The sequence below is a fragment of the Roseibium album genome (assembly GCF_965233825.1).
Lineage (GTDB): Bacteria > Pseudomonadota > Alphaproteobacteria > Rhizobiales > Stappiaceae > Roseibium > Roseibium album.
Window position 1 is genome coordinate 1,857,939 of the sequence record NZ_OZ247583.1, and the last position, 21,348, is coordinate 1,879,286.

General features: G+C 56.3%; 17 protein-coding genes. 10 read left to right on the forward strand and 7 right to left on the reverse strand.

Going from position 1 to position 21,348, the window contains the following annotated elements; all coding sequences use genetic code 11:
- Positions 1-218: 218 nt before the first annotated feature.
- From ACO6TI_RS08685 to ACO6TI_RS08715, 7 genes are all read right to left on the reverse strand, one after another.
- The gene (locus tag ACO6TI_RS08685) at positions 219-2,819 is read right to left on the reverse strand and encodes a PAS-domain containing protein (protein ID WP_422384764.1); all 2,601 of its coding nucleotides are present in this window, start codon (positions 2,817-2,819) and stop codon (positions 219-221) included.
- A 426-nt stretch (positions 2,820-3,245) separates the two neighbouring features.
- Positions 3,246-3,455 (reverse strand): hypothetical protein, encoded by a 210-nt coding sequence (locus ACO6TI_RS08690; RefSeq protein WP_055119756.1) that lies wholly within the window; start codon positions 3,453-3,455, stop codon positions 3,246-3,248.
- A gap of 273 nt (positions 3,456-3,728) precedes the next feature.
- Positions 3,729-5,345, reverse strand: a complete 1,617-nt coding sequence (locus tag ACO6TI_RS08695; RefSeq protein WP_422384765.1) for an NTP transferase domain-containing protein — start codon at positions 5,343-5,345, stop codon at positions 3,729-3,731.
- On the reverse strand, positions 5,342-6,037 hold the full coding sequence (locus tag ACO6TI_RS08700; RefSeq protein WP_055119290.1) for an XdhC family protein: 696 nt from the start codon (positions 6,035-6,037) through the stop codon (positions 5,342-5,344). Before ACO6TI_RS08700 ends, ACO6TI_RS08695 begins: the two co-directional genes overlap by 4 nt.
- 4 nt (positions 6,038-6,041) lie before the next feature.
- Positions 6,042-6,671, reverse strand: a complete 630-nt coding sequence (locus ACO6TI_RS08705; RefSeq protein ID WP_029064226.1) for a LysE family translocator — start codon at positions 6,669-6,671, stop codon at positions 6,042-6,044.
- A gap of 13 nt (positions 6,672-6,684) precedes the next feature.
- On the reverse strand, positions 6,685-7,020 hold the full coding sequence (locus tag ACO6TI_RS08710) for an XdhC family protein (RefSeq protein WP_055119759.1): 336 nt from the start codon (positions 7,018-7,020) through the stop codon (positions 6,685-6,687).
- A 130-nt stretch (positions 7,021-7,150) separates the two neighbouring features.
- The gene (locus tag ACO6TI_RS08715; RefSeq protein WP_422384766.1) at positions 7,151-8,761 is read right to left on the reverse strand and encodes a phosphoenolpyruvate carboxykinase; all 1,611 of its coding nucleotides are present in this window, start codon (positions 8,759-8,761) and stop codon (positions 7,151-7,153) included.
- A gap of 494 nt (positions 8,762-9,255) precedes the next feature.
- On the opposite strand from ACO6TI_RS08715, the gene ACO6TI_RS08720 reads away from it, so the two are divergent.
- The 10 genes from ACO6TI_RS08720 (at position 9,256) to ACO6TI_RS08765 (ending at position 21,161) form a co-directional block, all read left to right on the forward strand.
- The gene (locus ACO6TI_RS08720; protein ID WP_055119296.1) at positions 9,256-9,954 is read left to right on the forward strand and encodes a response regulator transcription factor; all 699 of its coding nucleotides are present in this window, start codon (positions 9,256-9,258) and stop codon (positions 9,952-9,954) included.
- A 24-nt stretch (positions 9,955-9,978) separates the two neighbouring features.
- The gene (locus ACO6TI_RS08725) at positions 9,979-11,796 is read left to right on the forward strand and encodes a sensor histidine kinase (protein ID WP_281928141.1); all 1,818 of its coding nucleotides are present in this window, start codon (positions 9,979-9,981) and stop codon (positions 11,794-11,796) included.
- Complete coding sequence (locus tag ACO6TI_RS08730) at positions 11,793-12,260, forward strand: HPr kinase/phosphorylase (protein ID WP_281928143.1); 468 nt, start codon at positions 11,793-11,795, stop codon at positions 12,258-12,260. Before ACO6TI_RS08725 ends, ACO6TI_RS08730 begins: the two co-directional genes overlap by 4 nt.
- Before the next feature lie 118 nt (positions 12,261-12,378).
- Positions 12,379-12,783, forward strand: coding sequence for a PTS sugar transporter subunit IIA (locus ACO6TI_RS08735; protein ID WP_029064232.1), 405 nt, complete (start codon positions 12,379-12,381; stop codon positions 12,781-12,783).
- A gap of 8 nt (positions 12,784-12,791) precedes the next feature.
- A complete protein-coding gene (locus tag ACO6TI_RS08740) occupies positions 12,792-13,076 on the forward strand; it encodes an HPr family phosphocarrier protein (protein WP_029064233.1) in 285 nt (94 codons plus the stop codon).
- A 102-nt stretch (positions 13,077-13,178) separates the two neighbouring features.
- Positions 13,179-14,492, forward strand: a complete 1,314-nt coding sequence (locus ACO6TI_RS08745; RefSeq protein ID WP_055119302.1) for an SAM-dependent methyltransferase — start codon at positions 13,179-13,181, stop codon at positions 14,490-14,492.
- A 208-nt stretch (positions 14,493-14,700) separates the two neighbouring features.
- Positions 14,701-16,089 carry an adenosylhomocysteinase gene (ahcY, locus tag ACO6TI_RS08750; protein ID WP_104701836.1) on the forward strand — a complete coding sequence of 463 codons (1,389 nt, stop codon included), beginning with the start codon at positions 14,701-14,703 and terminating at the stop codon, positions 16,087-16,089.
- Positions 16,090-16,332: 243 nt separating this feature from the next.
- Positions 16,333-18,843: an ATP-binding protein gene (locus tag ACO6TI_RS08755; RefSeq protein ID WP_422384767.1), complete on the forward strand. Its 2,511-nt coding sequence runs from the start codon at positions 16,333-16,335 to the stop codon at positions 18,841-18,843.
- Positions 18,844-18,855: 12 nt separating this feature from the next.
- Positions 18,856-20,382, forward strand: a complete 1,527-nt coding sequence (gene tsaE, locus ACO6TI_RS08760) for a tRNA (adenosine(37)-N6)-threonylcarbamoyltransferase complex ATPase subunit type 1 TsaE (RefSeq protein WP_196891867.1) — start codon at positions 18,856-18,858, stop codon at positions 20,380-20,382.
- A 44-nt stretch (positions 20,383-20,426) separates the two neighbouring features.
- A complete protein-coding gene (locus ACO6TI_RS08765) occupies positions 20,427-21,161 on the forward strand; it encodes a nucleotidyltransferase family protein (protein WP_055119306.1) in 735 nt (244 codons plus the stop codon).
- Positions 21,162-21,348 lie beyond the last annotated feature (187 nt).

Consider the following 21,348-nt stretch of genomic DNA (forward strand, 5'->3'; position numbering starts at 1 on the left):
TCCCACAGGAATCTCCTTTGGGTATGTGCCCGCCGGATCGGAAATGACACTAGGCCAAGAAGCGCAACAAATGATTAAGTTTTGAACATTCCCGGCATTGTTGGAGGATGTTGCAACGTGCCTGAGAGATTTCATAAGATATTGATAACAAGGTATTTTTAGCGGAAATGGAATTGCCGGACACCAACAATTGAACACAAGGTGCTAACGTCACGCATTCAATCTGTTTCCACAGCGTTTTCTTCGAAATGCCTGTAGCCGTCGCGGCCCTCATTCTTGACGGCATAAAGGGCAAGATCAGCCTTCTTTAGGATCGGACTCGCGACTTGTTCGCCGGAAATGGATGCAATACCAACACTTGCACTAATTTCGAGAATGTTACCGTTGATGTGGTAGGGCTTCTTCAGTTTTTCGACAACACGCTCCGCAATCCTGGAAGCCAGATCCCGGTCGCCGGCAGTGTTGCGGACGATGATTGCAAACTCATCGCCACCCAGTCGTGCGACGGTATCCTTGGTTCGCACGCACTCATTGAGGCGCATCGCAGCCTGACGCAGAAGATCATCGCCGACATCGTGGCCGTATGTGTCGTTCACCGGTTTGAAGTGATCAAGATCAATCATCAGAAGATCGCTTGTTTCATCGTGGTGTTCTGTCCTGGCGATTGCGTCTTCAAGCTTGAGGTTGAAAAGCGTTCGATTGGCCAGCCCCGTGAGCGTGTCGTGATGGGCGGCATATGTGATTTCCTCGGTCGCCTTTTCGCGCGAGGTCACGTCCTCATGCATACCCACCCAACCCCCGTCAGGAAGCGGCGTGCGCACGATACTGATAATCGTGCCATTGGGGTGTTTGAAGTTGGTTTTGATAACCTTGCCGGCATCCAGTTTTTCTCTCAAGGCAGCGTAAAAGGCATAGGGATCGTCGTGAAATTCTCCCCGTTCCTTCTCCAGCTGAAGCATTTCGACCAGTGTCATGCCCTTTCGGATTTCGCCATCCGGTTTTCCGAAAAGTTTCTGGAAATCGGTATTCCAGAGTGTGATGCGGCCCTCGCCATCAAAGACACTGACACCCTGTCGCATGTTGGCGATCACCGCCTCCATTTCAAAGAGGCGATTGCTGGCAAGCTGTTCTTTTTCAACGAGCTGCTCTTCCATGCGTTTGCGTCTGGTGATGTCAAGAAAACTCGATACGCTTCCGCCGCCCGGAAGCGGCGTACCGCGCACTTCGAGAACCTTGCCGTCGCTGGTTCTGCGCTCGTAGGCGTGCCGGTTGCCGGCGCCGTACCTGTCCAGCCTCTCGCCGGCAATCAGTGCCGGGTCACCTGGGCCATAGTCTCCACGGTCTGCAAGATACCTGATGACCTGTCGCAAGTTGGGCCGCTGGTCGAGAAAATCGTGTGGCAAGTTAAGCAGACGGGCAAATTCTTCATTCCAGAAGGTGAGTTGAAGCTGCGTGTTGTAGTGAACCAGGCCGCCGGGGAAATTATCGAAAAACCCCTGTAGAGTGTCGGACTGCTGTTTGACCTTTGTGATGTCGGTGAGCGACACGACCACGCAATCCGGGCCGTGAACACTGTTTTCGTCGACAGGCCTGGCATTGATCCGGAGCCATCGGACCTGTCCGGATCCGGCTTCCGTAAGTTGAACTTCGAGATCCAGATCCTGTCCCGGATCGGTCACGGCGAGAACCAGCGGGCTCACGCGATGGCTGCCGGCATCGGCTACGTCTTGAAAAGTCAGCTGAAGGTCGTGGACATTGGATCCGACCAAGGTGGTTTCCGGATAACCCAGAAGTTGCGAGGCAGCCTTGTTTGACGACTGAATCTTGCCTGAAGGGCTTACGAGAAGAATACCTTCCTGAAGTGCTTCGAGCGTTGTTCGCTGGATGACCTCGGAGGTCCGGACTTCCTCCTGCTTGCGTTTGCTGTCTGAAATGTCCTGAAGCGCGCCGATGATGCGGCGGACCGAGCCTCCTTCGAATACGGGATTTCCGACAACCCGGACCCAGATTTGCCGATCCCCGGCGGTGACAAGATTGAGCTCAAGATCCCAGCCGCAACCGGTTTCGAAGGCAGTCTCGAATGCTGCTCTTAGCGCTTTGCGGCTGTCGGATGGATAAAAGCTCAACGCGGTGTTCAAGTTCGGTTGAATGTCTGGCCCGACCTCATGAATTTCCCGGGTCTTTGCTGTCCAGGTCATTGCGTCCGTTTTTGGGTCGTACTCCCAACCGCCTACGCCCGAAACAAGGGTGATTTCCTTGAGCAGGTCCTGGTTCCGGCGTGCTCTGTCCTGCTCGAGTTGCGCTTCTTGTAGCGCTTCCCGGGTTTCCAGGCCTGCCTTGTGGGCCTTGATGAGACCTTCGACGATCTTTGCCAGGTTGCGCAGCTGGGCGATTTGCTCCTCGCTCACACTGCGGGGTTTTGTATCTATGACGCAGATCGTTCCGATACGATGTTTGTCGTCTACAACAACTGGACAACCGGCATAAAATCGGGCGCCGACGTCTCCGGTGACAAGCGGGATGTCGCAAAATCTGCTGTCTGCCTGTGCGTCCGGCACAATCAGAACATCATCTGAAAGGATGGTATGCCCGCAGAAGGAGTTTTCCCGATGCGTTTCTGTCGCATCGAGACCAAAAGCGGCCTTGAACCAGATTTCTTCTGCATCGACAATCGAAATCACGGCCATGGGACAGTCAAACAGATATGACGCGTTCGAAACTGCGGCGTCGAACTCGTGCAGGTGCTCTGAGTGAAGGAGTGCAAGCCTGCGAAGAGCTTCCAGTCTTTCTGTCTCAATTTGAACCTGCGCAAGCGTCATAGGCGGCGTCAACTCCGTGATTGAAATGCAACGGATCCAAGCCAGAGACTTAGTATCGAGATTTTTTCAAAGTGTGTGCAATAAACCCAGAATTGAAATATCCAAAGGGAATAAAACCAAATAGTTGCATTGATGCAATTAATATTTTCGCATTCGAAGTTGGAAAGTACTAAGAATACTCCCTTTCCGGGCAGGTTGAATTTTTTCGAGCGAATATTGATATCTTTGGGGTTCGAGTTCCAAAAACACAAAGAGCAGTACAAAGCAATGAGAGACTGCCAATACTAATTGTGCTCTGCAGCCTAGAGAGAATTGCCAGTATCGCTGAACCGGACCCCAACAAAAAACCCGGCACGAAGCCGGGTTCCAGGGAATGTGGAAAATTCCACAAATATTCTGCTTGTTCAATGCGAGCAGATTTATTGATTACGCCGCGCGGCGGAAAGAAAGGCTCATGCCTCCGCCACCGGAACGATTGCGACGACGCTCTTCCGGCGGAATATACACGATTGCGCTATGTTCAGCGCAGTAGGAGACACCCGGCTCAACGCGAGTGTTGCACGGGAATGTGTAGTTTCCAGCTTCGCCTTCTGCCCATTTGCAGCAGCCCGGACGCGGGAGAGTCATGTCAGCCATTTGTTCTTCCTTTTCAACCAAGCAACAAAAGCGCTCGAGCATCCTCGGGAGGAGAGGATCCGAACAGCTTTCGTAAGAAATCGGATGTAATCGGCGCTCGGGACGTCATCCGTTGTCCAACCTGTAACAGGTGCCCTTCAGCAAGCGCAGGCATTACATAAGCGGCATGTCACAAAAATGCAATAGAATACCTGACATTTCCGGCCTGCACTCAGCGCATAGCAGGTTAATTTAAGATAACGAATATTGCAGTGCGCACAAAGATGAGTGCGTTCAGTTGATGTCGTCCGGGAATGAGCCACCCGCTTCGCGAAGCGCCTGAGGCGTATCGAGGTCCAGACGTGCAGCGATTCCAAGCTCCACTTCGGCGACAAAGCCCGGATTGTCCGCAATGATATGTCGCGCACCGACATCTCCTCGAAGACCGTTGAGGGTGTCGAAAAACCGCCGGTCCCAAAGGACGGGGTTGCCGCGTTTGCCATTTGCGGTTGCCGTCACAATCAGGTTGTTGTCGCTGCCCTGATAGGTGGCAATCAGTTTCCCGATATCTTCAGTTGTGATCCCGGGCATGTCACCGAGCAGAATGAGGACGGCCTGTGTGTCAGCGGCCAGCGCCTTCATTCCGGTGCGGATGGAACTGGCCATGCCGTCGGCAAAATCCGGATTGTGAACGATTACGATATCCAGGTCTGCGACCTGGTTGCCAACCTTGTCCGCAAGATGTCCGGTCACGAGGATTGTCTGCGACAATCCGACGCCACAGGCAGCTTCACCCACGTGACGAACAAGAGACTTGCCATCGAGTTCTGCAAGCAACTTGTTCGGCCCACCCATGCGCGTTGATTTTCCCGCTCCGAGGATAATCGCCGCGATTTTCGCAGTTGCCGATTGTCGCTTGGTTTCGCGGGGTTGTGGACGCGTTCCGATTTCCATCAGGAGGCCTCCAACGCCCATTGCAGTGATGTCGTCCGGTTCGGTCGCCACATCGGCAAGAAATCGGTCGAGAACCCAGTCGAAACCGTTTTCCTTGGGGCTCCTGGCGCAGCCGGGAGCACCCAGAACGGGAATGCCGTCGAATTCCGCAAGCATAAGCAGATTTCCAGGATCGACCGGCATGCCAAGATGCGTCACGGACCCACCTGCATGTTCGACGGCCGCTGGAAGAACATCGTAACGGTCGACAACCGCGGAAGCACCGAACAGGATCAGAAAATCGGCGCCCTCTTCCGCAAGCGTTTTCATGGCGGACGCAACAGGCTCCTCAGAGTGAGGAACACGTTTTTCCGCAAGAATGGAACTGCCGCTCGGTCTTAGCCTGTCTTCCAGAACCCTGCGCGTCTTGTCCATTGTCACCGGTTTCAGATGTGGCAACTCCGTTGCGACAAGACCGATCTTCCTGGGTTTGAACGCTGCAATCCCCACGGCCTCGCGAATGGCAGCTTCCGCACGGGTCAGGGACACGTTTGAAACGGCAAATGAAATGATCTTGGCGGTGGCGATCATCCGATCGCCGGAAACCTTGCTGTGGTTCGGCAGGGTTGCGAAGGTTATGGCCGGATCAATTCGATTGGCAGCGGTGACTGCCTCGCTATTGACGACAAGAATGCCGTCCGTGTCCGCATAGAGGTTCATGCGGCCGGTAAACGCTGTGTCTTCGCTGATACCGGGACCCTTCGCAGCCAGACCCAGCCGCCTTGCTGCTTCATCCTCGCCGACATCGCCGACTTCCAGCTGTGCAACCGTGAGGCTCGATTCTCCGGTTGACGACAGTTCGCGGCAATCCTGTTCGGTTAAGACATGCCCCTTTTTCAGCACCCGGCCAGGGAGTCTCGTTTTGTGAGCAAGGATGCAACCGGCTGCTTCGTTCAGCGGAACAGGGCCGAACTTCATAAACCTGGCTCCGGCGCCTTGCGCAGCGCGCTGATGATTGAGCCAAGAACAGCGACTGCGATTTCTTGAGGAGATGCAGCCCCGATATCCAGGCCGATCGGCGCGTCGATCCGGTCGAACAGCGCAGGATCCAAGCCTTCTGCCGTGAAACGTTCCAAGCGTTTGCCGTGAGTTTTCCGGCTGCCCAGGGCGCCGATGTAAAAACATTCGGTTTTGAGTGCCTCTATCAGCGGAAAGTCGTCGATCTTGGGATCATGTGTAACGGCAGCAACCGCTGTATATGCATCCAGAGGTGTGTGCTTCAGAACCTCTTCAGGCCAATCCGGTCTAAGGGTGCATCCGGGAAAACGCTCTTCCGTTGCAAAGGCGGTCCGCGGATCGATGACGGTGACATCCAGACCGGCGATCTCGGCCATGGGTACCAGCGCCTGGGTAATGTGGACTGCGCCGATCACGACAAGTCTTGGAGACGGCACGGAAACGGTCAGAAATACATCGCCGGTATCTGTCGCGACGGTTCCGGATTTGCCTGACCGGAAGCGTTTTGCAAATTCGTCCTTCAAAGGATCGGCGGAGTGGTTCCCGCTTCTGCGCACCAGCCTCTGGGAGCCGTCGTCAAGCCGGGTTACGAGAATGGCTGCGCGGCGTGCGGCGCGTTCCTCATTCAACTGTTGGAGCAGAGAAAGATCCATGATGTCAGGTTCGGTCCGTTGCCAGCTTCAGACCAAGTCCGACCAGCAGCGAGCCGCCTATCCAGCGGGTCAGGTCCTGGAAACGGGACGTTCTGGCAAGCTTTTTCTTGACCTGGGATGCAAAGAGCACGGTCACGATATCTGCGGATGTAAATGCCAGATTGACGACCGTTCCCAAAACGAGAAATTGCGCCCAGATTGGAAGGCTGGCCTCGGGGCTGACGAACTGGGGAAGAAACGCAATGAAAAAGACGGCAACTTTCGGGTTGAGCACCTCGACGAGGATGCTGTCCACAAAGGCTCTTCGTGACGATTTTTGCGGCAGGGTGGGGACGGTGCCGTTCGAGACCTTTGTCCGGATCATCTGGACACCGAGAAAAACCAGATACAGGCCTCCGGCAAGTTTGAGAGCAAAGTAGAGGCTTGGAACAACCGCAAAGACCGCCGACAGGCCGAACGCTGCTGCAAGAACGTGAACGTAGCAACCCAGGTGTATCCCTGCGGCCGCCATGAAACCGGCGCGCTGGCCGCGTGAAACAGTCTGTGCGGCTGTATAAAGTAGCGCAGGTCCGGGCATATAGGCGAAAAGCGCGGTTGCTGCGAAAAAGGCGAGAAGCGTTTCAGTTGTCGGCAAGGCGAAATCTCAATCAGTTGACGGGTTCGACATAGACACGGATGCGGCCACCGCAGGAAAGGCCGACGCGCCAGGCCGTTTCATCGGCGACACCGAATTCCAGCGTTGTCGGTTTTCCGGTTTCAATGACTTCGACGGCTTCTGCAACCACGGCGCCTTCGACACATCCACCCGAAACGGAACCCTCGAAATTGCCCTCGGCATCGATGACGAGATGAGAGCCGACCGGACGCGGTGCCGATCCCCACGTTTCGACAACTGTTGCAATCGCCACGTCACGGCCGGATTTGCTCCAGTCTTCCGCGGCTTTCAACACATCAGCGATTTGCCGGCTATGTGCATTCGTCATTGCTTGATCCCCGAAGAATGTCTGCCCGACTCGAATATAGAAATTTTTGAAGCAGATGAAAGCTCTACAAAACAGAAACGGCACCTGACGCCTCAGATGCCGATCCATTTGGTCAGTTGGTTTTTAGTCTCTACTCGGCGGCTGACTGAAGACAGGGAGCCGCGTTTCGAACGGTTCCGTCCACATGGGCCTCAAATGTCTCGAAGTTGTCGACGAACATCTGGACGAGTCTGGCTGCCTGCAGATCGTAGGCCTTCCTGTCGCTCCAGGTTTCGCGCGGTGTCAGGATATTTGTCTCGACACCCGGAACAGCGACAGGGACTTCAAAGCCGAAATTCGCATCCGTGCGGAATTCTGCCTCTTTGAGGTCTCCCGAAAGGGCAGCCTGGAGCAACGTGCGGGTTGCCTTGATTGGCATGCGGTGGCCGGTACCGTGTGCTCCACCGGTCCAGCCGGTGTTGACCAGCCAGCAATCCACATTGTGTTTTGCGATCAGCTCTTTCAGCAGATTGCCGTATTCGGACGGATGTCGCGGCAGGAACGGAGCACCGAAGCAGGTAGAGAAAGTTGCTTGCGGCTCCGTGACACCCTTTTCGGTACCGGCTACTTTGGCCGTGTATCCGGACAGAAAGTGATACATCGCCTGTGCGGGCGTCAGCCGGGCAAGAGGAGGCATCACGCCGAACGCATCCGCAGTCAGCATGATGATCGTCTTTGGTATCGGTGCGTAACCGGTCCCACTGGCGTTCGAGATGAAATGGATCGGGTAGGCGGCACGGGTATTTTCGGTTTTTGAACCGTCGTTGAAATCCGGGATGCGATTTTCATCCAGCACCACGTTTTCCAGCACTGTGCCGAACCGCTGCGTCGTCGAGTAGATTTCGGGTTCCGCTTCGGCGGAAAGTTTGATCGTCTTGGCGTAGCAGCCACCCTCGAAATTAAAGACGCCACCTTCGCTCCAGCCATGTTCATCGTCGCCGATCAGCGTCCGGTCAGGGTCAGCGGAGAGTGTTGTCTTGCCTGTTCCCGACAGACCGAAAAAGACGGCTGTGTCACCGGCGTCGCCGACATTTGCGGAACAATGCATCGACATGATGCCTTTCGCCGGCAGCAGGTGGTTCAGCATTGTGAAGACCGACTTTTTCATCTCACCGGCGTAGGACGTTCCACCGATGAGGACGATCTTTCGGGTCAGGTCGCAGGCGATGACCGTTTCGCTTCGGCATCCGTGCCGCGCGGGATCGGCTTTGAAGCTCGGCAGATCTACGATCGTCATTTCCGGTGCGAAGGAAGCAAGCTCCGCAGCCTTTGGCCGCAGCAGCAAGTTGCGGATGAACAGAGAGTGCCAGGCATATTGTGTATAGACCCGCACAGGCAGGCGGTGCTTTGGATCCGCTCCGCCATACAGGTCCTGTGCAAACAGCTCGAGACCTTCCGCATGCTCCAGGAAATCGTCCAAAAGGACATCGAATTGCGACTTTGAAATCTGGGCGTTGTTGTCCCACCAGACGGTATCTCTGGTCTCCTCGTCGAGAACCACGAATTTGTCTTTCGGAGATCTTCCGGTGTGGATGCCGGTTTCGGCTACGAGCGCACCGCCTGCTGCAAGCCTGGCTTCACCGCGGGACAGGGAATGTTCGTAAAGGGCAGGCTCGTTCTGGTTCCAATAGAGCGCCTTCAGCCCCTTGAAGCCGAAGGTTTCGCTGCCACTGGAAGGGTTCCTGACACCTGTTTCTTGCATGTTCCCGCAGTCCTCGTGATGGGTGCAATTCCGTCGCCGGAGACAGACCAAGAAGACTTTTCCGGCTGTGAGGGCTGCGAACCTAGTAGAATGACTGAACGGCAGCAAGACTACCAAAGGTGCTATGTCATTGTTTAATCGATTAAAATGCCGCGCAAAGTTTTGAATGATTAATTTGGAATGCAAAGTAATAAACGAAACCTTCGAATTGTTCGACTTGAAGGGCAATGCGAAAATATTCGCACTTAAATCGCGCATCCTGTTAACGAATTTTGTGTTCGCGAGTGGTTAACGTACAAAGCGTCCAAAAGAGACCTTGTATTTCGGTGTTCAAGCCCTCATCAAGCAGATTGCGACCCGGTCTGAAGGTTTTTGGAACGCCTGAAGATAGGGTTTGCCTTAATTTATGCGCATTTAGCAGGCCAAAGGCTGTGTGATACAGTAAGTAATACCGATGCGTACTGTCGTGCGCTGCCGGAAATGGAAAATAAAGTATGCCGACAATTGCTCTGGTCGATGACGACCGCAACATTTTGACTTCGGTGTCGATTGCGCTTGAGACGGAAGGCTACCGCGTCCAGACCTACACGGACGGAACGTCTGCGCTTGATGGGCTGCAGAGCGACCCTCCGCAATTGGCAATATTCGATATCAAGATGCCGCGCATGGACGGCATGGAGTTGCTGCGCCGATTGCGCCAGAACTCGGATCTGCCGGTCATCTTTCTGACATCCAAGGATGACGAGATCGATGAATTGTTCGGTTTGAAAATGGGGGCGGACGATTTTATTCGCAAACCGTTTTCCCAGCGTCTTCTGGTCGAGCGTGTGCGTGCGGTTCTGCGCAGGGCACAGCCGAAGGATGCCAGCGCGCCGCGAGACGACGCGGACAAATTGCTTGAGCGTGGCCAGCTCGTCATGGATCAGGAACGACACACCTGCACCTGGAACAACAAGCCCGTAACGCTGACAGTCACAGAATTCCTGATCCTGTCTGCCCTGGCGCAGCGGCCCGGGGTCGTGAAAAGCCGCAATGCGCTCATGGATGCAGCTTATGATGACCAGGTCTACGTGGACGACCGGACAATCGACAGCCACATCAAGCGTCTGCGGAAAAAGTTCAAGGTTGTTGACGACGACTTCGACATGATTGAAACACTTTATGGAGTTGGGTACCGCTTCCGGGAAGTCTGAAGCAGCCATTAAGATAGCGGGCAGATGGCGGTTGAAAGCGAGAGCGCTGAGAGCATTGTCGACTCCGATCCCGCCAACGGTTCGGAGCGCTCCCGCCTGCGCCGGCTTGGCAACAAGCGGATCCGGCGCCGTCTTCTGAACCAGTTGGGCCGTATTTTCGGAACCTATGTGCTGTCGTCGCTGACGCGCCGGATCATTGCGATCAATCTCGTCGGCCTGCTCGCTCTCGTGATCGGCATCCTTTATCTGAACCAGTTTCGGGCGGGGCTGATCGACGCCCGGGTTCAGAGCCTGCTGACGCAAGGTGAGATCATTGCCGGTGCGATTGCCGCGTCGGCAACGGTAGACACCGGAACGATCACCGTGGATCCGGAGCGATTGCTGCAATTGCAGGCCGGGGAAAGCATCACGCCCACGGTCGATGATCTGGACAGTCTCGATTTTCCGATCAACCCTGAACGGGTAGGTCCTGTGCTTCGGCGCTTGATTTCCCCGACCAAGACCCGCGCCCGGATTTACGATCCGGAAGGCATTCTGATCCTCGATTCCCGCCACCTCTATTCCAGCGCGCAGATCCTTCGCTTCGATCTGCCGCCGCCGACGGCGCAAGAGACCGGTTTTTGGGATTCAGCCTGGCAATGGACCAAACGCCTGCTTCGGCAAGGGGACTTGCCGCTCTACCAGGAAGTCGGTGGTGGCGACGGGCGTGCCTATCCGGAGGTGGAGGCAGCGCTGGCCGGGTCACCGGCCAGTGTGACGCGGATCTCGCAGCGAGGTGAACTGATTGTTTCAGTTGCTGTTCCGATCCAGCGTTTTCGCGCCGTTCTTGGCGCTTTGCTTCTGTCGACACAGGGGGGAGACATCGACGCGATTGTTCGGGCTGAACGTATCGCCATTATCCGCGTGTTTCTGTTCGCGGCAACAGTAACGATCCTGTTGTCGATCCTTTTGGCAGGTACGATCGCCGGGCCGGTGCGCAGGTTGGCTGCCGCAGCAGACCGGGTACGCCGCGGATCCAATTCCCGCGAGGAAATTCCGGAATTCTCGGAACGTCAGGACGAGATCGGCCATCTCGCCCGTTCATTCCGGGAAATGACCAATGCGCTGTACAACAAGATTGATGCGATCGAGCGTTTTGCCGCGGACGTCGCCCATGAACTCAAGAACCCGCTGACTTCATTGAGAAGTGCCGTTGAAACCTTGCCGCTTGCAAGAACAAAGTCCTCTCAGGACCGGCTGATGGAAGTTATCCAGCATGACGTTCGCCGTCTGGACCGGTTGATCAGCGACATTTCAGATGCGTCGCGTCTCGATGCGGAGCTTGCCCGCATTCAGTCAGAGACAATCGATCTGGCCGAACTTCTGCGAAACATGGCGGATGCGGCAAACCAGCATACCGGTGCTGAAGAAGCCAAGGTGAAACTGACAGTCGCGGATGCGCCAGGCTCCAAACCCTATCGGGTCCAGGGGCACGACATCCGGCTTGGACAGGTGATCAGCAATCTTCTCGACAACGCGCGGTCCTTTTCTCCAACCAGTGGGACGGTGCGGATCGATCTTGCCCGCGAGGGCCGACGGATCAGGGTCACTGTGGACGACGACGGATCCGGAATTCGTGCGGAAAATACCGAACGCATATTCGAGCGCTTTTATACCGACCGACCCGACGGTGAAGGCTTTGGTAACAATTCCGGGCTCGGGCTTTCCATCTCGAGACAGATAATCGAAGCGCATGGTGGCACGTTGTCCGCGACCAACCGCAAGGAACAGGGCGCGGATGGGGAGGCCAAGATCGCAGGCGCCCGGTTCACGATTTATCTACCAGCGGGAACCGCCAAGTGACCGGGCAATCCGTTCACGCAAACTGCCTTGTTGTCGGAACGCGCGGTATCCTCATCCAGGGAGAATCCGGCAGCGGCAAATCGGAACTGACCGACACGCTGATTACTGCAGCAAGGGCCAGCGGCAATCTGGGTGTCCTGGTCGCCGACGACCGTGTCGTCCTGTCGGCAGAGCGGGGGCAGCTCGTTGCAAGGGCGCCGGAAAGTATTCTGGGCTTGATGGAAGTGCGCGGGGCAGGGGTGCAGGCAACGCAGGCGATATCGGCGGCGAAGGTGCACATTGTTGTCAGTTTGCGCCCGATCGGGACAATGGAACGCCTGCCGGACAACTCCGTCACGCGGCAGAACCTTGAGACAGTCTCACTCCCCGCGCTGACTTGCCCGGCAAACAGGCCGGACGTCAGTCTGAGGTTGCTGCGCTGGGGATTGCGAACGCTCTTTCCGGCTTCTCCGGATTACATTTAGGGTATCGATGCGTTTTTTGCTTGCAACTGGTTTAACGGTTGAAGAGAGTGCATCAGACTGATAAACGCCCGGCTCCGTTTGAGAGCCAAATGCACACGATAGTCAGGCTGAAGACTGAATGATCGGACTTGTACTTGTTACGCACGGACGCCTCGCTGAAGAATTCAAGGCGGCGCTGGAGCATGTTGTCGGTCCCCAGGAACAGATCGAAACAATTTCCATTGGTCCCGACGACGACATGGAACAGAGACGGCAGGACATTTTGTCCGCCGTGGAGGCAGCCAATTCCGGTAACGGGGTTGTTTTGCTGACGGACATGTTTGGCGGTACGCCTTCCAATCTGGCCATTTCCGTCATGGATGGCAAATCCGTGGAAGTGGTTGCCGGGGTGAACCTGCCGATGCTTATCAAGCTTGCCAGTGTACGCGCGGACAGGGAGTTGGCAGACGCCGTCGATGAGGCTCGTCAGGCCGGACAAAAATACATTTCAGTTGCAAGCCAGGTGCTGTCGGGACAAAACTAAAAACGATTATGACGGCACAGAATTTGTTTGAAAAAGACCTGACCATCGTCAACCAGCGCGGATTGCATGCCCGGGCATCTGCCAAGATGGTCAAGCTTGTCGAGACCTTCGAGGCTGATGTTCAGGTGTCGAAGGACGGACAGACGGTTGGCGGAACATCGATCATGGGACTGATGATGCTGGCGGCCAGTCCGGGCTGCTGCATCAGGGTTTGCGTCAGCGGCCAGGAAGCGCAGGCTGCACTCGACGCGATTTCGGAACTAGTTGAAAGCGGATTTGGCGAAACGGATTGATGTCCAGGACCTGGATCGTTCGTTTCCAGGGAAGAACCCGCGTGCCGGTTCGAAAGGGTGTCAAGACGCGGATCATATGCCGTAAACTTGGTGGGGAATGTTATGGCAAGCCAATCCGGTGACCGGACGATTTCAGCGGCACGGTCCGTGCTCTCTCATCTTCATCAGGCACTGGATCTGCAGTTTGCATTCGAATTATGGGACGGATCTCTCGTCCCGGCGGATGCAGCAGCGGACGGACTTCGGATTGCGCTGGCACCCAAAGCTCTAACCAGGCTGCTTCGCAGTCCGGGTATCAAGACCGTCGTCGACCTTTATTCCACCGGAGAGATCGACCCGCGCGGCGGAACAATCTTCGAATTCGCCGAGAGAAGACCCAAGATCAAAAGCCGGGAACTGCGCAAGCGGCTGAACAAGATGTTGCTGCTGAAAAACGCGGTACCGCTGCTACTGGGTGCAAAGGACACCGGCGCCCGGCAACAGGAAGAGGGTCTGGACGCCGGCACGGTGGCCGACAGAGGCTCCGGCAGCCGGAAGGACGACATCGCCTTTCACTACGACGTCTCAAATGACTTCTATAAGCTCTTTCTTGACCCCGAGATGGTTTATACGTGCGCATATTTCCGCGATTGGTCCAATGATCTGGCAACAGCCCAGAAAGACAAGCTGGACATGATTTGCAGGAAACTTCGCCTGAAGCCTGGCGACCGGATGCTCGATATCGGTTGCGGTTGGGGGGCCCTGATCTGCCATGCGGCGGAACATTATGGCGTGACGGCGGTCGGTGTGACCCTTGCCGAAGAGCAGCTCAAACTTGCGCGCGAAAGGATCGCGGAGCGTGGTCTTGAGGACAAGGTTTCGGTCGAGTTGATCGATTACCGCGACATGAAGGGCGAACGGTTCGACAAGATTTCCTCAATCGGCATGTTCGAAGCCGTCGGTCTGGACAACTACGACAATTATTTCCAGAGCGTGCATCGGCTGCTCAAGCCGCGGGGGATCTATCTGCACCACGCAATCACTCGGCGCGGCAAGAAGGACCTGAAGAAGTTTCGCCGAAAGAAGCCGGAGTACCAGGCATTGGTACGCTATATCTTCCCTGGTGGAGAAGTGGACCATATCGGCTGGACACTGACAAATCTGGAAGCGCACGGATTTGAAGTTCACGACGTGGAGGCATGGCGTGAACACTATGCCCGCACCACGCGCCTTTGGGCCGAAAACCTGATGGCGGTCAGGGACGCGGCAATCGCGGACATCGGTGAACAGAAATACCGTCTCTGGCTGGCCTATCTGTGCGGTGTATCCCTCGGTTTCGACCGCGGGTCCATCGGTATCTTCCAGACCGTCGCGTCCCGCCGTACGAAAGGGCCTTCCGGACTGCCGCCTTCCAGGGAAGACCTTTATCAGCGGTGAACCGCAGTTGAAAAAAATCATATAAAGAATTCTTTATATCTTTATTGCGAGAAGTGGATTCGGGCGCTATAACCGCACCCAACGGCTTCCGGCTTGAACCGGAATCCGGCTGGCGGCTGCCGAACCCGTGACGTTCACTGATCGGCAACAGGGCAGCTGCTTTCACAAGGCCGGCGCACAAAGCTGGATCCAACAGCAGGACATTTTCATGACTGACTACATCGTCAAAGACATCGGGCTCGCAGACTGGGGCCGCACAGAGATCGAAATCGCCGAACACGAAATGCCGGGCCTGATGGCATGCCGTGCGGAATTTGGCGAAACCAAGCCGCTGAAGGGCGCACGCATTGCCGGCTCTCTGCATATGACCATCCAGACAGCAGTGCTGATCGAGACGCTGGTTGCTCTGGGCGCCGAAGTCCGTTGGGCGTCCTGTAACATCTATTCCACTCAGGATCAGGCAGCAGCTGCGATCGCAGCGGCTGGTGTTCCGGTTTTCGCTATCAAGGGCGAGACACTGGAAGAATATTGGGATTATGCCGACAAGATCTTCGATTTCCCCGATGGCGCCAACATGATCCTGGATGATGGCGGCGATGCAACGCTTTACATCCTGATGGGTGCACGCGTTGAAGCTGGTGAAACCGGCCTCATCGAGAACCCGACTTCGGAGGAGGAAGAGTGCCTCTTCGCTCAGATCAAGAAGCGCATGGCCTCTCATCCGGGCTGGTTCACAAAGCAGAAAGAGCTGATCCAGGGTGTTTCGGAAGAAACCACCACCGGTGTCCTTCGTCTTTACGAAATGCAGAAGAAGGGCGCGCTGCCGTTCCCGGCGATCAATGTCAACGACAGTGTCACCAAGTCGAAGTTCGACAACCGTTACGGTTGCCGTGAATCTCTCGTCGATGGAATTCGGCGCGGCACCGATGTGATGATGTCCGGCAAGGTTGCCGTTGTTTGCGGTTATGGCGATGTCGGCAAGGGCTCCGCTCAGTCTCTGGCAGGCGCCGGCGCCCGGGTCATCGTTACTGAAATCGACCCGATCTGCGCGCTGCAGGCTTCCATGGACGGCTTTGAGGTCAAGACCATGGAACAGGCACTGCCGGAAGGCGACATCTACGTCACCGCGACAGGCAACAAGGACATTATCACCTTCGACCACATGCGTGGCATGAAGGACATGGCCATCGTCTGCAACATTGGCCACTTCGACAATGAAATTCAGGTTGCCGCTCTGAAGAACACCAAGTGCCGCCCGGTCAAGGACCAGGTCGACATGTACGAATTTCCGGACGGCAAGCGCATGATCCTCTTGTCACAGGGACGCCTGGTAAATCTCGGCAATGCGACCGGTCATCCGAGCTTCGTGATGTCCGCGAGTTTCACCAACCAGGTTCTGGCGCAGATCGAGCTCTACTCCAAGGGCGATCAGTACAAGAACGAAGTGTATGTTCTGCCGAAGCACCTGGATGAAAAGGTTGCCCGTCTGCACCTTGAAAAACTGGGTGTCACGTTAACCGAATTGACGGACAATCAATCTGATTATCTGGGGATTAATAAGGCTGGTCCGTTCAAGGCAGAGCACTACAAATACTGATTTCACAAAACTGGCCCACTACATGTGGTAATCGCCACGATTCGGCCATGTGAACAAAAAAATGCAGAACCCTTCAATTTGAAGGGTTCTGTTAACTTTTCGGTTACGGACTCTTCTGCGTGATTCTCAAAAAGGTTATGGTTTAAGCGAATCAGGGGCCAAGAGGCGGATGCCTTTGATTTGCTCCCAGAATCCGGGGGCTGCTCCCGCAAGGCGGGATAGGCGGCGTAAGGGGATCATAATATGCCGAAAGGCAGCAAGGACGGCGCGCTCAAAAGCGCGGCGTGGCGAGATCGGAGTCTGAAATCGTTGAAGCTCGGCAGCACGGCTCTGGCGGGCTGCGGACTTATGTCGGGTCCGGCGGCAGCGAACATGCTCGCCGATACCACAGCCGCGATCAATCCGGGTGCAATGATCCTTGTTGGCGCAGTCGGTGGCATGTGCGCCTTTGCCGTAACCGCGGCTGTCTCCCTTGTCAGGCATCGCAAGCAGTCCGCTCAGGTAACTGCATCGCTTGAAAAGGAAAAGAGCGACCTGAAATTCCGGATCGATCGGCTGGAGGCCATGCTCAACACGGATGAGCAGCGTGTGATCGTCTGGACCGGCAACGGTGCCGTCCCGCAGATCTGGGGCATTCTTCCTGAAAAATCGGGTGTGCCGCGTCCTCCTGCGCAGCTCCTTGCACTTGGAAGCTGGCTCACGACCAAATGTGCCGGCGATCTCGAGCGGCATCTGGATATGCTGTTTCGGACCGGCGAGGCCTTTACCGCAACATTGAAGACACGCACGGGCACTTATGTGGAGGCCCTGGGGCGCACCACCGGTGGCGCGGTTGTCCTGCGTTTGCGCGATCTGACCGGCGAACGGCAGATGCAGGCGGAACTGTCCGCACGCAACGCCAGAATTTCCGGCGAGCTCCATATGCTGCACGCATTGCTGGACGCCATGCCCGCTCCGGCCTGGCAGCGGGACGCGGAAGGCAAACTGATCTGGGCCAATGCGGCATACGCCGAAGCCGTTGAGATGACCGATGCGGAAAGTGCAATCAGGGAAGGGGCGACATTCCTGGACGCTGCAGCCCGTACAGCCATGGCCGTGCAGCGCACCGAAGATGGGTGCTTCTCGGCACGCATTCCCATTGTCGCCTCCGGCGACCGGTGCGTGTTTGAAGTCACCGATGTCAACGCGAGTGTCGGCGGTGCCGGTATTGCCGTTGACATCAGTGAGCTTGAACAGGCGCGCAAGGAACTCGGCAGGGCCGAGGAATTTCATGGCCGCACGCTGGACCAGCTTGCCGCCGCGGTCGCAATTTACGGCAGCGATCGCAAGCTGCAGTTTTACAATGCTGCATTCCGTCAGCTCTGGGACCTGGATGATGCCTTCCTGGAGAGCCGCCCGGAAGACAGCACTGTCCTGGATGCGCTTCGTGCCTCGCGCAAACTGCCCGAACAGGCCGACTACCGGGTCTGGCGCAACAAGATGCTGAAAAGCTACCAGTCGCTGGAAGCGCGGGAAAGCTGGTGGCATTTGCCCGATGGCCGCACCTTGCGTGTCATTGCGAACCCCCATCCGCAGGGCGGCGTCACTTATATCTATGAAAACTTCACCGAGCGGCTTGACCTGGAAAGCAGGTACAACGCGCTGACCCGGGTTCAGGGTGAAACTCTCGATAATCTGTCCGAAGCCGTTGCCGTGTTCGGGTCCGATGGCCGTCTGCGCCTCTGGAACCCGGCATTCGGCCGTATCTGGCAGCTCGAGGAAGACCAGTTGGCTGAGTTGCCGCACGTCAACGAAGTCGTCTCGGCCTGTACACTCAGCGAAACGGAAGAAAACGCCTGGGAACAGCTGGCTGGAAATGTCACCGGCCTCCTCGACAATCGCACGCACAAGGTCAGCCGTCTTGAACGCCACAATGGCGATGTTCTTGATTATGCCACCGTCCCGTTGCCGGATGGCGGGACGCTGGTAACCTTCGTCGACGTGACGGACAGCGTGAATGTCGAACGCGCCCTGCTTGAGAAGAACGAGGCGCTGCAGCAGGCCGATCAGATCAAGAACGCCTTTATCCAGCACGTTTCCTACGAATTGCGCTCACCGCTGACCAATATCATCGGATTTGCCCAACTGCTGTCGGATCCGAAGTTCGGAGAACTGTCCGAAAAACAGGGTGAATATGCCGAATATATTCAGTCGTCTTCTTCGGCACTTCTTGCAATCATCAATGACATTCTTGATCTGGCGACGCTTGATGCCGGTATCATGGAACTCGATCTGGGTGAGGTCGATGTTGCCTCCACCGTATCGGCAGCCGTCGAAGGGCTGAAAGACCGAATTGCCGAAGCAAAGATCAATCTCCGAACCAATGTGCCTGAAAACATCGGCGTCATCGTTGCAGATGAGAAAAGGCTCCGGCAGGTCCTGTTCAACCTGATTGCCAATGCTGTGCGCTATTCGGAAGAAAACGGCGTCGTCGATGTGAGCTGCAACCGGGAGGACGACAAGGTTTCCTTCGTGGTGCAGGACCATGGCTATGGCATACCGGCCGAAATTCTCGCCCAGGTCTTCAACCGCTTTGTCGGCCACGACACCGGCAGCCGCAGGCAGGGTGCCGGACTTGGATTGGCCATCGTGAAGAGTTTTGTTGAGCTTCACGGCGGTACGGTTGATATCGAATCCGCAGAAGGCAAGGGGACAACCGTCACATGCGTGTTTCCGGCGCGCCCCGAATTGGCGGACCAGGTCGCCGCCGAATAAACAGGACGGCCCATGGCAGAGCACCGGCTGCGGCAATTGCCTGCATCATTCCTGACACTGGAGACATCCGGCGAAACTGAAACAGGGCAGTTGGCGGATGACATCGCCATGATCCTGAAGGCGGGGGATGTTGTGTGCCTCTCCGGAGACCTGGGAGCCGGCAAATCCACTTTTGCACGTGCCTTGATCAGAACTTTCGCGGCGGACGTGGGTCTGGAAGTACCAAGCCCGACTTTCACACTGGTGCAGACTTACGAATTCCCGCGGTTCGACCTGTCACACTTCGATCTCTATCGTCTTGAAGAACCGGAAGAGCTGGAAGAACTCGGTCTTGAAGATCTTCTGGAAACAGGAGCCGCACTGATCGAGTGGCCCGAAAGGGCGGAAAGCCTGCTCCCGCGGGATGCCTTGTGGATACAGATTGTCCAGCCGGATGAAGAGACGGACAACAGGCGGTTCGTTTTCCATTCCGAAAACCCGGACTGGCAGCAGCGCATCGAGCAGACGCTCGGTGTTCGAGATTTCCTGGAAAATGCAGGTCTCGGTAGTGCCAACCGCCGGTTTCTGGCCGGAGATGCCTCCTTGCGGACGTTCGAAAGCATCGCATCGATATCCGGAAGATCTGTTCTGATGCGCTGGCCCTTTCGGGAAGGTACCGTTTCGGAAGACGTCAGGGCATACATGACCCGTGTCCATCTGGCGCAGGACTGCCGCTCCGTTCTTGCGATCGGTTCTGAGCTGCGCCGGCGGGGGATCAGGGCGCCGGAAACCTTTTCGGCCGACCTTGAAAATGGTCTCGTTCTTTCCGAGGACTTCGGCAGCGAAACGATTGTGGTCGATGGCCGTCCGGAACCTGCGCGCTACCGTGTCGCCATCGATATCCTTGTTCACCTCCACCGGCAAAGTTGGCCCGAGAGTGTCCGGCTTAAGGAGGGAGGGACCTATGAGGTTCCGCATTACTCGGATGCGGCGCTCATTGCGGAAGCTGCCTTGTTTCTGGACTGGTATGTCCCCGAAATCTCGGGAGATCCTGTTGATGCGTCCTTGCGCGCGGAATTTGCAGCTCTTTGGCATCAGAACCTGGATCGTGTTTCCGGTGCGCAACGGGGATGGGTGCTTCGGGACTTCCATTCCCCAAATTTGCTGTGGCAGGAAGCGGCAGGCGGCATCGACAGGATCGGATTGATCGATTTGCAGGATACGGTGATCGGCCCCGTCGCCTATGATGTTGCCTCTCTTTTGCTGGACGCTCGAACCGAAATGAGTGTCGAGCTGGAAACCAGTCTGTATGATGCTTATGTCTCCGGGATGGAGAAGCAGTCTCCGGGGTTCGACAGGGCCAGCTTTTCAGACGCCTATTCGGTAATGGCGGTTCAGCGAGTTTCGAAGATCCTCGGGATTTTCGTCCGGCTGGCGCGGCGTGATGCCAAGCCGGCTTATTTGAGCCATTTGCCGCGCATGATAGGCTATCTGGATCGCGTTCTTGAAAGGCCGGGCATGTCGGGCTTGAAAGACTGGTACGGACGTTTCCGGTTCTGAAAAACAGGTCGTGCGATGCCGGGCACAATCATTCGAGTGAAAAAATGAATCAACAGCGGTTCCGCCCATCAAAAGCAATGATCCTGGCCGCAGGCCTTGGCAAGAGGATGCGTCCTCTGACCGCGACCACGCCCAAGCCGCTGATCGAAGTCAATGGCCAGGCGCTGATTGACCACGGTATGGACCGGCTGGCCGCGGCAGGAGTGAGGACATGCGTGGTCAACGTGCATTACCTTGCCGATCTTGTCGAAGTTCATGTGCGCCGCCGCAGTGACATGGAAATCCTCATCTCCGATGAACGCGAGCAACTGCTGGAAACCGGGGGCGGCATCAAGAATGCGCTTCCGCTGCTTGGTGCAGATCCGTTCTTCCAGTTGAACGCCGATACCTGCTACTGGATCGAAGGCGTCAAACCGAACCTGGAACACATGGTTGATGCCTGGGACGAGGACCGCATGGATGCCCTTCTCCTGGTCGCCGAAACAGTCAAGTCCGTCGGGTATGCAGGTCGGGGGGACTTCGAAATGTCGAAAGACGGCAGTCTTACCAGACGGTTGGAAAAAGGCGTGACACCCTTTGCCTATGCGGGGGCGGCGATCCTGCATCCGCGATTTTTCGAGGACGCACCGGAGGGACCGTTCTCGATGAACATCCTGTTTGACCGGGCAATCGAATCAGGGCGCCTGTTCGGTGTTCAGATGGAAGGTCTGTGGCTTCACATAGGCACACCGGATGCAATCCGTGCTGCGGAATATGCCGTTGGTGGCAGCGCCGCCTAGGCAGCGCGCTCAGACAAAAAGTCGAAACGGTGCTGGAAACAGCCAGAATCGACCGGGAAAAACGCAACCAGCAATGTTGCTGCCAGCTGAAGCGCCTGGCAAAGCAATTCAAAGCCGTGTTGGTCCCGCTTGGCGACGAGGTGGATTAGGCTGGCAACAGCGTCGCAAGCTCTTGAAAATCGGGTTG

Bases quoted from the DNA above. Each gene is read 5' to 3' on its own strand.
- ACO6TI_RS08685 (WP_422384764.1), bottom strand. From the start codon at position 2,819: ATGACGCTTGCGCAGGTTCAAATTGAGACAGAAAGACTGGAAGCTCTT.
- ACO6TI_RS08690 (WP_055119756.1), bottom strand. From the start codon at position 3,455: ATGGCTGACATGACTCTCCCGCGTCCGGGCTGCTGCAAATGGGCAGAA.
- ACO6TI_RS08695 (WP_422384765.1), bottom strand. From the start codon at position 5,345: ATGAAGTTCGGCCCTGTTCCGCTGAACGAAGCAGCCGGTTGCATCCTT.
- ACO6TI_RS08700 (WP_055119290.1), bottom strand. From the start codon at position 6,037: ATGGATCTTTCTCTGCTCCAACAGTTGAATGAGGAACGCGCCGCACGC.
- ACO6TI_RS08710 (WP_055119759.1), bottom strand. From the start codon at position 7,020: ATGACGAATGCACATAGCCGGCAAATCGCTGATGTGTTGAAAGCCGCG.
- ACO6TI_RS08715 (WP_422384766.1), bottom strand. From the start codon at position 8,761: ATGCAAGAAACAGGTGTCAGGAACCCTTCCAGTGGCAGCGAAACCTTC.
- ACO6TI_RS08720 (WP_055119296.1), top strand. From the start codon at position 9,256: ATGCCGACAATTGCTCTGGTCGATGACGACCGCAACATTTTGACTTCG.
- ACO6TI_RS08725 (WP_281928141.1), top strand. From the start codon at position 9,979: ATGGCGGTTGAAAGCGAGAGCGCTGAGAGCATTGTCGACTCCGATCCC.
- ACO6TI_RS08735 (WP_029064232.1), top strand. From the start codon at position 12,379: ATGATCGGACTTGTACTTGTTACGCACGGACGCCTCGCTGAAGAATTC.
- ACO6TI_RS08740 (WP_029064233.1), top strand. From the start codon at position 12,792: ATGACGGCACAGAATTTGTTTGAAAAAGACCTGACCATCGTCAACCAG.
- ACO6TI_RS08745 (WP_055119302.1), top strand. From the start codon at position 13,179: ATGGCAAGCCAATCCGGTGACCGGACGATTTCAGCGGCACGGTCCGTG.
- ahcY (WP_104701836.1), top strand. From the start codon at position 14,701: ATGACTGACTACATCGTCAAAGACATCGGGCTCGCAGACTGGGGCCGC.
- ACO6TI_RS08755 (WP_422384767.1), top strand. From the start codon at position 16,333: ATGCCGAAAGGCAGCAAGGACGGCGCGCTCAAAAGCGCGGCGTGGCGA.
- tsaE (WP_196891867.1), top strand. From the start codon at position 18,856: ATGGCAGAGCACCGGCTGCGGCAATTGCCTGCATCATTCCTGACACTG.
- ACO6TI_RS08765 (WP_055119306.1), top strand. From the start codon at position 20,427: ATGAATCAACAGCGGTTCCGCCCATCAAAAGCAATGATCCTGGCCGCA.